2 protein-coding genes are annotated in these 12,965 nt (G+C 26.2%); both read right to left on the reverse strand.

All coding sequences use genetic code 4. The features are described 5' to 3' along the window. Window positions 1-95 precede the first annotated feature (95 nt). Window positions 96-10,376 (reverse strand): hypothetical protein, encoded by a 10,281-nt coding sequence (locus tag QEG99_RS02260; protein WP_280101582.1) that lies wholly within the window; start codon window positions 10,374-10,376, stop codon window positions 96-98. A 24-nt stretch (window positions 10,377-10,400) separates the two neighbouring features. Then, window positions 10,401-12,962, reverse strand: a complete 2,562-nt coding sequence (locus tag QEG99_RS02265) for a lipoprotein 17-related variable surface protein (RefSeq protein WP_280101583.1) — start codon at window positions 12,960-12,962, stop codon at window positions 10,401-10,403. Window positions 12,963-12,965: the final 3 nt, after the last annotated feature.

Genomic DNA, 12,965 nt, shown 5'->3' on the forward strand with positions numbered 1-12,965 from the left:
GCATATATCTATATATAGAAAAAATAATGGACTTATCATTTAAATTAATTAAATAAATTATTATTAAAAAAATCAGGTTGTCCTGATTTTTATAATTATTTTATTAATCTAATTGTTTTTTGAACATCAGCATAGTGATCATAATGTATTAACACAGTGAATACATGACCATCTGTTACATTCGATTGTAATGAATTGCTTTTAGGTTCTTGTGTTCAAATTCCGATTATTCTTAAATTTTTATTTATTGGGGCATGTTCATCTTTAGGAACTGCTTGAGAATTAACATTAAAGGTAATTGTATATTTTCCATTTTCTTCTCTTGGATATAATGAAACCGGATCACCATTAGTATCTCCGATAAAGTATAATGTTCCTTCATCATCTTGTAAAACAGCATATCCATTATGAGTTGACATTACAGAAGATGCTACGATACTATCTGGAATATAGTATGTAAATTTTAGTTCATTTGTATTGGTATCAAATGATGCTGAATCTAATGAAATATAGTTACGATAAGTAGTATTTTTTATTGTAGAAGTTTCTGATTCATTTCAAGATGCATCCCGTTTTATCACTTTTAAAAGTGTAAACCCGTTTTGAGTTTCAGAAGCACTAGCGGTTAATGTGTATGCTTCTCTTAAAGTTGTACGATCATTTTCTACTTTCTGAGGATAATTATAAGTAATTAGTGAATGATTTAACAATGTAGTTCCTTCGGTTGTATCGGTAATATTTTGATTTTGCGAATCGACTCTTCAGTTTAAAATGGCAACTAAATTATTTATATTAGTTAAATCATCTTGTTTTAATTTGAAATTATAACCGATATATTTACCCATATCTAAACTACTATTTAAATCTTTACCCATTTCATAGAAAATAGTTAGATAAGCATAATCATCATCACCCGCTTGCTCAACTTGCATTCATTTTCAGTCCAGTGCATAACCAACACTAAATGTGTCGGTTGATGCTAAATCATATCTTACTGGTTGTTTTAATTTAAAATTACTTGTAGCTTTAGTTGAAGTAGGAGTAATAAATTCCCCATTATTAATTGTTGTTCCATCTTGATTTTGAGTTCATTGATTAATTTGTGCTCCAAATGCTTGGGTCGCTTCTCAAGTTGGACTAAATGGATAAGGGAGAATTCTAGCGCTATTTGGTGTTCAATACATATTCTTTACAATTCCCTGTTTGTCTCCTGAACTATTTTTCAAGATTTTTTTCGGATCATAAATTTTTAATGTAATTCCTTGCTTATCATTTCCGTCAAATCTAGTAGAAATACTTTCGACAAAAATTTCCGGCTTAATTTCAGCAACTAGTTTTCCGCCTCTATTTGTTTGACTAATAGTTGGAACAGTTACTTTAGTTTGATTATTTGCCATAATACTTTCTTTATAAGTTAAGTTATTAATGGTAAATTCAATTGGTCTTGAAATAAATTCTCTTACATCGTCAGATTTTAGTTCTACAACTAAAACATTATCACTATTTTTACGTGAAATGTTAATATTTTGTGAATCAATTTGTTTTTCTGTGTCACTATTTTTAAATTTCTTTAAAGTAGCGGAAACAGTTCATGAACTGATTTCATCTCATTTTAAAGCATTTTTCGGATCATCAAAATTAAAGTAGAATTTAGTTTTATACGGATAAATTGCTTCACTTTGACTATCATATTCAGTTTTATCAACGATAATAGAAGTAACTGTTGGTTGTTTGATTTTAGTTTCAAATATTGCATTATTTGCATTATTAACTCTAAATTGAATTTTAATATTATCAGCTGATAAATCATTAACTGATTTAACTCTATATTTAGTTCCGTGTTCTAATTGGTCACTTATTTCAGTTAGGAAAAATTCAATTAAACCATTTTCTTGTACAGTAGTATTAATTGGCGAAGTTATAGTAGCGACTACTTGATCTTGACTATTTAATTTTTCATATGTTAATGAAACGTTTTTAGTTTTAGAAAAAACAATGTCATCACTAGTAACTTGAAATGCAACTTTTGTAGATGTTGTAGTAACATCGTTATTAAAGTTTTGTACTGTAAAATTAACATTTGCAAAAGTCGCTTTAGTTTTAAATTCTTTTGTAATTTCTAATTCATTTCCAGCATCAAATAATTGATTAAATGCAACTTGTTTTTGCACGTTATTTTCTTCATATGTAAGTTCAGTAATTACATATGAAGTGAATTTTTTTAATCCTCCAAAGGCAAATGTTGGTTGTTCTTCAACATCAACGCTAGCAACTTGTTGCGCAATAATTTCTTGAGCTGCTGGATTATCTTTTTCACGAATTTTTAATGAAAATCTTCCATTATTTGAAAATGAATTATTTTCATCTGAAATTGTTAAAGTAACATTAGCATTATTATCATCAATAACTTCAACAGAAGTTGAAATTATTTCAGCTTCTGTTGTAAATGAATTAGTTTTAACTGTACTAATTGATTGCGGTATAACTATATTAGCTGAAGAAGGAGCAATTGTTCCACCAATAATTTCATATTTAGCTCCTGCCACTAAATTAGTAAAATCAACAGTTAATTGTTTTTTATTATTAATTGCAATTGGTGCGGTATTAAATATTTCATTGGTTTTAACTCTTTTATATAAAATAATTGCTTGTTGATTATCTACAACAAATTCATCTTTTAAAGTTATTAAAGCTCTTGCACTATTTCTTTGAACATTAGAAAATTGAACATTTTCAATTTCTGTCGAAGTAACTATTGATCTAAATTTTCTATATTCATTAATTGAGTTTTCTAATTTTTCTTCATATGCTACAGGAGTAAAATCTACAAGATCATAACGATCCATATAACCTAATGTATAGTCTCTACCTTTAATTAAATTATTAAAATTAAATGTAACAGTATTATCTGAATTTAAGTATCCAGTCGCATATACAGTGTGTTTTGAGCCATTTAAAGTTTGATATGATGCATCGATGGTTAATTGTGAATTAACAGGAATATTATTATCAACGGCATTATTTTTTAATGTTAAAGTAACTGTTGCTTGTGATTCGGCATTTGAAAAACTAGTAATTTCACTAATTGCTGGTAATGTAGATATTTTATTATTACTTGAAGCGTTAATTGTGCCTTCAATTGTTTTTTGACCTTTTCTATAAATAACTCTAGTTATTCTATATGTTGTACCACCTAATAAATTATCTATACTAAAAGATGCTTCTTGATTATTAATATCTATTGGAGAAGCAATTCTTTTTGGATCGACATTTCCATCAGCTACATATTCAATTTGAACACTTCAGCCATTATTAACATTTACTTCTAAAGGATTTTCATTTGAAATTTTAAAAAGACCAGAATTAGATGCATTTAAATCAGTTCCATTAATTGTTACATCTAATGTTTCTAAAGGTGTTCTAAATTGTTTTGTGTCAGTAGTAATTGAACTATCAAATTCAACAGTTTGATTATTAATTTCAACTCTGGTAATTTCATATAATTCATCTTTAATTAAATTATTAAGAGTTACAGAAATTTGTCCTTCGTTATTTTGAATATTTGAAGAAGAATCGCCGTAAGTAAAATCAACCGATTGCTCTGGTCCATTATTAACTTTTCTATAATAAACTTTTGCCGGACTTTGAGCTCTAAAATAACGATTACTATTAGCAATTTTCATTGTAATTTTCGCATTAGTTTCATTAATAATTTCTTTACTAATTGTGCCAATGCTTGCTTTTGTTTTAAATTCTAAATTCAAATGATCAGCAAAAGAAACTAATAATTCATTTAAAGTTCCATTATCTTTATCTGTTTGAGTAACTAAAGAACTAATTGTATAAGTATCTCCTGGATTTAAATTAGTTAAATTAAATGTTATTTGAGTTTGTCCATTAGAATCTACTACTGATTGTACATTTGATCATGAACTAATTCCTGTTTGTTTTGAATTATAACTTAAATACAATTGTTTTGCACCGACATTAGGAGTTACTCTATTTGTTCCTTTTAAAAATCCATCAGCATTATCAAATGTTAATGTTAAAGTTGCTTGACTAATTGAAGTTGGTTGTTCATTTCCAGTTATAGCAGTTACTGTAGCAGTTGTTCCTGTAGTTGCAAAATTTTTCTGATTAGAATCAAATTGATTATCAAATGGTATTTCAACTGAATTAATTAAAATTCTTTTAACAATATAACTATCTAATTTATTTAATGATTTTAAAACAACTTGTGCATCTGAATATCCTGATTCAACACTTGTTTCTAATGTTACTTCATTATTTGTATATTCAGTGTCTGGTTCAGCTTTTGTGGCATAAACAACAGCAATTCTTGAACCAACATACATTTGCGAATTATCAATAACTCTTACTAAAAGATTTGCACTTGTATCACTTGTATTTGATGTAATTGATTTAACTGTTGTTGAAGTAGCGAACATACGATCGGCAACTGTTGATAAGTTATTGGCAAAAGTGAATAAAACATTATGTGGATTATTAGCATTATGAACATTAGTGATAAAATCATCATTTTCGAAGTTAACCGAAAGAATTTCATAATTTCCTTGCTCAAAATTATCAGTTCCGATAGTAAAACTAAAACTTGCTTCTAATTTATTATTATTTCCTTGAGTAATAGTAGCATTTTTCGATAAAATTGTACTATTACCTCTTTGGCGATAATTTAAAGTTATTTTATTATAAGTTGTTAAATAATTTTTGTCAACATCAGCAAACACTAATTTAAATGATGCTGAATTTGAAGTAGAAGTTTTTTCAGTTATTTCACTAATTTGAGCTGTAACAGGAATTGCTTTAAATGTTTTATGATTATCAATTATAGTTGATTCAAATGGTAAAGTTGTTTCTTGTTGATTGTCAACTAAAATAACTTCTTGAATTTTATAATCTGCAAATTTTTCTAAATTATTTAAAGTAATTGTTGCTAAATTAGCATCAATATTAACAGCATCAGATGTTAAAACTGTTTGTTGCTGATCTGCTTTATAATATTTAATTTTTAATTGTTTATTATTGGTAATGGAAGAAAAATCTTTTAAATTAATAGAAACATTTCACTGCTGTTCATTTTGTGAATTTGTTGGAGCACTATCTCTAATAGTTTTAACACTTGGAATATTATTATATTCTTTTTTATCGCTATTAATTGATGGATCAAATTTAACATTAATTGCTATATCACTATGAACATCATTAGATGCATTTAGTGATAAAATTCTTGTATTGGTTCCGTAATTAATATTATCTGTATCTTTATTTAAAGTAAAAGTATAAATTACATTATTTGCATCACTAGTTGAACTAACAGCATTTGTAGTTCTAGCATCTGCTAAATCAGAATTTTTATATGTTAATGCCATTTTTCAATTATTAGTATTTAAATAACCGTCATTATTTTTATTTAATTTTACTATAACATTGAAACTATCTTGATTAATTTTATTAAATTCAATGTCAGTAATTAAAGCTGTTCTTGGAATTACAACAAATGATTTATGACTATCATTAATAGTATCGGCAAAAGTTAATTCTTGATATTGATCGTCATTAGCATTTGCATCTTTGTATTTTAATTTAGTAATTTTATACTCTGCTTGTTTAACTAAATTAGTTAAATCAAATGTTGCAACCGATGAATCGATTATTGCTTCTTTAGTTAATAATTGATCTGGTTGTGCATTATTGTAATAAGTAATTTGAACAGTTTTTTTATCTAAAGTACGACTATCGCTTGTTCCAGATAATGGATCTTTTAAAATGAAAATAACACGATAATCTGTTTCATTAATGCTAGAAACTACTAGTGAAGCAATATTTGGAGTTGTTGCAACACTTTTGTCAAAATCAGTAAGTGAATCGGATTGAATAATTTTTGGAACATCATTAATAGCAATTGAATGAACATTATAAACTGTTCCTGGCTCTAAATTAGTGAAATTTAAAACTGCAGTTGGTTTATTGTTTGTTAAATTAATAGTAGCCGTTGTTGAAGATGTTGTATTTGCATCCCCTTGTTTTCTTAATTCAACAGTCATTGTTGAATTAACAGCATAACTATCATTTTCATTTAATTCAACAGTTAACACAGCACTATTTTCTGTTGTAGTTGATCTAATTGCTTCTACTGTTGCGCTTGTAGATTTTAAAGTAAATTCTTTAAGGTTTTTACCGTTTTCTGTTCCTGCTGTTGGAAGTTCTTCTAGGGTACTAAAAGTAGTTTGATTTGTATCACTGCTAATTTCAAATTTTTCAATTGTATAAGTTCCTGATTTAACCAAATTTGTTAAATTGAAAATAGCAATACCATTAATTATTTCTACTGGCTGAGAACTAATAGAAACTGAAGCATTTGCATTATTATGATATGAAATTTTTCCATAAAAACCATTTTTAACTTTTGCTACATCAGCGATAGAAACAATTACACGGTATGAAGTTTCTGATGTTTGAATGGATTGGTATTTATTAACCACTGATGATGTTACAAATGTTCTTTGTGCTAAATCAACTTTTACTTCATCTTTTAAATGCAAATCGATTGGATCGCTAAATTCAAATCCAACAATTTCATATCTTTCTCCCGGATTTAAATTAGTTAAATTAAATGAAGCACTTTTGTTATTAATTGCTACAGCCGGATCATTAGATTTTAAAATGCTTTGATCAGTTTGTCCGCGGTATAATAATTTAATTGATTTATTATTAACATAACTATCTTTATCAATAAAAGTAATTGCTACTGTAGCTGAAGTTTTATCAATTGCTGAATAAGCAATTTGCCCAATAGAAGCAGTTTTAGCTAGTACAGTAAAGACTTTATTTTGATTAATTTCAGTTAGTTTTTCACTACCAAAATCAATATTTTCGCTTGTATCAACTGTCTTAATTTCAACAATTTCTAGTTGTTCAGTTTTTGGTAAATCAACTAAATCAAAAATGTATAATCCTGATGCCGAAGTAGCTCTTGCTTTATAAGTGATTGCAGCACCATTGTTAGCATCAGCAACTTTTCTTGCACTTATTTCAAGTTCTTTATTAGCGAGCGATAAAGAAGCATCATTTAATCTTACATAAACTTTTGCTTTTTCTTCTTCAGCAGTACTTACTGTAATTGAATTAACTGTTGCTTTAGTTGAAAATTCTTTATTTTCATCATTTATACTATTTAAATCAATAGCAATTTTTCTTAAAATTGGTGTTCCATCAATTGCATTAACATTTTTTTGCGAATTAAAACTAACAATATAATAAACTGATCCTTCTTTTAAATTAGAAAAATCAAATGTATAAATTCCAGTATTAGGATCTAAAGTTCCATTTACGGGAGTCTCATTAACTTTTTGTCCTTTTAAACGATAAGTAACCGAAACAGGAAACTGATTTTCTTTTAAAAATTCATCTTCAAATTGGACTTGAACTTTTGCGCTATTTTTAGTACGAGAATTAACAACTTCGCTAATTGAAACTACTTTAGCACTTTGAGCATTAACTATGAATTTTTTATCATTTTCAGTTATTGAATTATTAATGTTAGTAATTGTAGTTTCGCTCGCTTGATCAACGAGTTTAACTTCTTCAATTACATATGTTTTTAGTTTCTTTAAATTAGCTAAATCAAAAATCGCTTTACCGTTAATAATATCAACTGCACTAGAAGTAATAGAATCATTTGTTCCCTCTTGCTTATAAACAATTTTTAGTTGTTTATTTGCATATTCTAACGAAGCATCAGCAAGTGAAACAATTACTCTCGCTTCTTTTTCGATAAAAGTTTGAGCATCAAATGATCTAACTCCATTTAATGTTCTAAATACTTTGTGACTTTCGTTAATTTTTTCTGCATCATAAATAATTTTTGGTTGCGGTTTATTAACAGGATCAGTTGGTGATTTTTTAATAACTAAACTATGAATTATATAATTTGTTCCAATTTCTAAATTAGAAAAATTATATGTTGCTCTTCCGTCTTGATCAATTATTGCTTCAAAGGTATTTGAAGCTGTATTTGAACCAATTTTTCTATATCTTAAAACTAAAGTTTCATTTGCAAGATATTTCGAATTATCATCAAATGTTAATACTAATTGAGCACTATCTTGACTTTGAGCAGTTGAGTTAATACTTGCAATCGTTGCACTTGTAGCAGTAGTGAAAAATTCTTTTTTCTCTGGTGTAATTAATGGTGAAACTTCAAGTAAATTATTATCTGGATTTAATGAAGTTTCATGTCCATTTACTTCAACTGAGGTAACTATAAAAGTTTTATTTGGTTGTAAATTTTTCAAATCAGCAATTGCAAAATTAGATGTAATAACTGTTGAAAAACTTTGTTCAACTGCATTTTGCACATCTTTTTCTTTATATTTGAAAGTTAAAGTTTTATTTTCAAAACTTTCATTTTTACTTGTAAATGAATTATTTAAAGCGAATCATAAAGTCGCTGAAGCATCTGATGATTTATAACCCATATCAGCAATTGTAGGTTCAGTTGTAAATTTCCGTTTTGAACCATCTAAATTTAATGAAAAATCAATCTTGATATTATTTTCTGCACTATTTTTAGTAGGATCAGGCTCTAGTTCAACTTTTAAAATTGAATAGCTAGTTCCTCCCATTAAGTTTTTAATATTAAAATTAGCAATAATTTCATCATTAGTTTGAGTTATTAATACTTCCTGTTCATTAACGGTAGGAGTAGTTATTTCTTCAACTGATCCAGAAGGACTAAAAATCATTTTAGCTTTTCTATTAACAATAAATTCTTGATTAGCAGCAAATTTTATTTTCAAATTTGCTGAACTTTCAGTTATTCTTTCAACAAGAATATCATCAATTATTACATTTGATAATGTTGGAATGAATTTCTTTTGATTTTCATCAAATAAATTACTAAATTCAATTGGACTATATACTTTAGTATTATTTTCATTTATAACTATTCCAAATTCAGTAATTGTATATTCAATTAATCCTGATAAATCATTTAATGAAAATCTACTAAAATTACCTATAATATCCGATTCACTAATATGAACTTTAGCATTAGGATCATTTAATTCTGAAGTTTTAACATATTTAATATAAGAATTTCTATTATTTAAAATAATTCCATCGTCTTTTAATTTAACTGTAATAAGAGCGGATTTTTCAATTGTTGTATTAGAAGCAATTTGCGAAACTACAGGAGTTGCTGAAAATACTCATTTATTTTCATCGCTTCTTGGTAAAATAACATTTACATTATTTTCAGGATCTAAAATGTTAGTTGGAACAATTTTAGTAATTTCATATGTTGTTCCCTCTTTTAAATTTTCAAAATTTAATAAAATTTTATAAAAATCAACTTCTTTACCGTTAACTGTTTTTTTAAATTTAACAATTGTTTGATTTTCTAAAATTGCCGGATTTTCATATGAAACTTTATTTCCCAATTCATCTTTAATAATTTGAGAATACAAAATATTGACATTTTTATTCTCAACGTCTAAATCGTAATTTTCTAAAATTAATTCTCCTTGATATGAACTTGTAGTTGAGCTTGTTTTAGAAAGTTCAATTCCTGTTGTTGTAGGAATAGTTGTTCTAAATTCGTTAATAACTTTATTATTGAAATGAATTGGTTGATCATCAACGATAATTTCCTTAACTATATATTCTGTATCTCTTTCTAAATTAGTAAGTTCATAAGATAAATAAACTTCATTGTATTTAGCATTAGTTTCTACAACTGTTTTAACTTGTTTTACTATTTTTCCTTCAAGATTAATTACATTTGTAGGATCTGAAGTTTTAACAACGGTAATTTTAGCTAATTTATTAACTAAAATTTGCTCATCATCTTGGAAAATAAAATCTAATTTAGCATTTCTTAATTTCAAATTATAATTGATAGCACTTAATTCAGGCTTAGTAATAATATAAGATGAATTTTTATCAATATTAAAAGTGAAATTAACCTTTTTTAAATCAACAATTTGAAAACTGTAAATTTTTCCTGGATTTAAATTTTTAACATCAATAGAAAAGGATTTATCTTGTATATTAAAATCAGCAACACTTGTATCGACAATTCTATCAGTATTAGCTTCAACGACATTAATGTTTAATTTTGGATTTTCGCTAAAATGTTTTTTAACTTCATCAATATGTGGCTCTAAATCTAATTTAAATTTAACTTTAGCATTATTTAACCCTATATTAGATGCATTAAAATCAACAACATTAATGATTTCATTTTTATTAAATTTTTGAAATAAAAGTGGAGTTAATCCTAATGCTATTCCTGTTGCCGACCCAAGTGCAGCCCCTAAAACTAATCCTTTTTTATTTTTTATTTTCTTTCCCATTTTTTCTCCTATTACTATAAGAAACTATTTCTCTTTTAACATTGGCATTAAACTAGAAATATGAACATATGAAGAAGGCTGGTTGCCTTTTGTAAATACCACTTTTATTGCAACAACATTATTTGCAATTTTTATTTTTTCTCTAGTGTGTGGTATTGCGTTAATCGATTCATTTTTAGTTTCTTTTAATTGTGTGTTAACTTGTTGTCATTCACTATCTATTGATGTTTTATATTCGATTTTATAAAAATTACTTTTTTCTTTAAAATAACCACTATAATTCATAAAAATTAATTCTAATGCTCCAACATAAATTGGTTGATTATCTTTTTTAGTTATTTCTAAAGTAATGTCCTTTGAATTATCGCTCTTTACATATCAGTAGTTTTGACCAATTGTCCCTCAACTACCAACTGGTGTAAAAATATTGTTTTTCCCATATGATTGACTATCAGCTTCATCTGCATTAATATTTCACATTTTAGAACGATTAGTATTTTGATAATCAGCATCTTGTAACACTAATTTATTTAAATTATTAAATTCCACAACTAAATCAATATTTTTATCATTTTTAACAACTTGATAATTTAATTTTAATTTTCCTTCATAGTCATTAGCTTCTTTGATGCTAATAAAATTAAAATTAACATTATCATTTTTATCAATATAAGAAAACAATTGATTTACATTAACTTCTGATGGTAATAAATTAAAATTAATTAGTTTTTTAATTTCATTTTCATATTCTTTAGATTTTATTGCTTTAGCTATTTTTTCTAAATCAGTTTCAAATTGTCAAGTAACATTGTATTTAAATTCAACACTTATATTATTTTGAGCAATTGTACCTGTTATTTTTGCTTGTTTAATTCCAGTAGATTGATTTTCACTAATATCAGTTACATTATTGATTTTATAAGTGAAACTACTGTTAGGATTTTCAAGTTGAAAATCATTAATTGAATATGTTGATAATTCTTTTTCTTTTGATTCTGGTTTAACAATTACAACAACATTTTGAATTGCATTTTGCAATTCTTGGCTTAATTGTTGCTCAAATTGATATTGTTTTTCGGTTTTAAAGTTATTAAAGTTAGTGATTTGATATTCTTTACTTTCTTTTCCTTTTGAAACTCTAACATTAATTGTAATATCTTCTTTACTTTCGTTTAAAGCAAAATTAAGTACTTCATATTTTAAATTCACTGCCTCAGGACTTACAAATTTAAATTGTTCTTTTTTGATTTGTTCAAATCTTAAATCATCTTGTTCTAATAATGGCACTAATTCAAGAGCATTATTAACTGCTCTTTTATCTTCTGATAATCTTAATATTGGCATAAAACTAGAAATATGAGTTACACTTGATGGTTTATGTTCATTTAAAAACACTACTCTCATTGCGACCACTTCTGCTTTAATGTCAATTGTTTCTAATTTGTGAGCAATTAATCCTTTATTGACTGATTTAATATTTCTTTGTTCAACATTTGCTTCAATCCATTGACCATTAATATCAGTTTTATATTCAACTTTATAAAAATCTTTAACTTTTCCATAATAATCTCCACGCGACATAAATAGTAATTCAAGTTGACCTACATAAACTGGTTTATGATCTTTTTTAACCACTTGATAAATAATGTCTTGAGAGTGATCTTGCGAATAAACAAATCAAAAATCTCTTCCTTCAGTTCCTAAAATGTTTGTTGGTTCAAATGTCTTTTCCTTTCCATATGAACCTTTTCAATTTTGATCTTCAGGAGCACTTATTTCTCACATTTTAGAACGATTAGTATTTTGATAATCAATATCTTGGGCAACTAATTTATCAAATCCATTAAATGTTAAATCAACACTTTCTACAACTTCTTCTTTTTGAACTTTATAGTTAATTACAATAGTTCCTTCATTGTCATTTGCTTGGAAAACATTATTAGCAATAAATGAAACACCAGTTTCTTGGTCGATATAAGTAAATTTACCATCATTTATATTAGCTTGGGAAGGTAAAATGCTTTTATCTAATAATTTATCAATTTCAGCTTGATAATCCATTTTTTTAGCTATTGCTTGTTTTACTAAATCAATTTTTTCTTCAGTTGATTTTTCATCTTCTTTTTGCTGATTATTTAATTCATTTGTTTTTTCATTATTGCTAGCAGCATTAAGATTATCACTTTCTACTTGTCAATCTTTTTTACTTTTATCAATATCATTATCGTTATTGGAATTATTTTCTGATAATTCTTTTTCTTGTTTTAGTTCGTTTGTTTTTTGTTCTTGTTTATTATTTACTATTTGTTCATTTGTTTGATTATCACTACTAATTTCGTTTTTTGTTTCTTTATTTAAGTTGCTGTCATTATTAGTATTAGTAGTATTTGGTTTATCTTTTTTATTTTGATCATCTTCTTTCGGAATCGAAGAAGTATTAATTTCAATTTTTTTAGCAGTTTCTGTATTTCCATTAATTGAAGTAACTTCTTTATTATTAGAAAAAACAACGATAGTTGAACCTAATCCAACTGCTATTGCACCCACTAAAAGTGATGTAATAATTATTTTTCGTTTTTTAGTCATATA

It is taken from the genome of Mesomycoplasma lagogenitalium, from assembly GCF_029854295.1.
Lineage (GTDB): Bacteria > Bacillota_I > Bacilli_A > Mycoplasmatales > Metamycoplasmataceae > Mesomycoplasma_A > Mesomycoplasma_A lagogenitalium.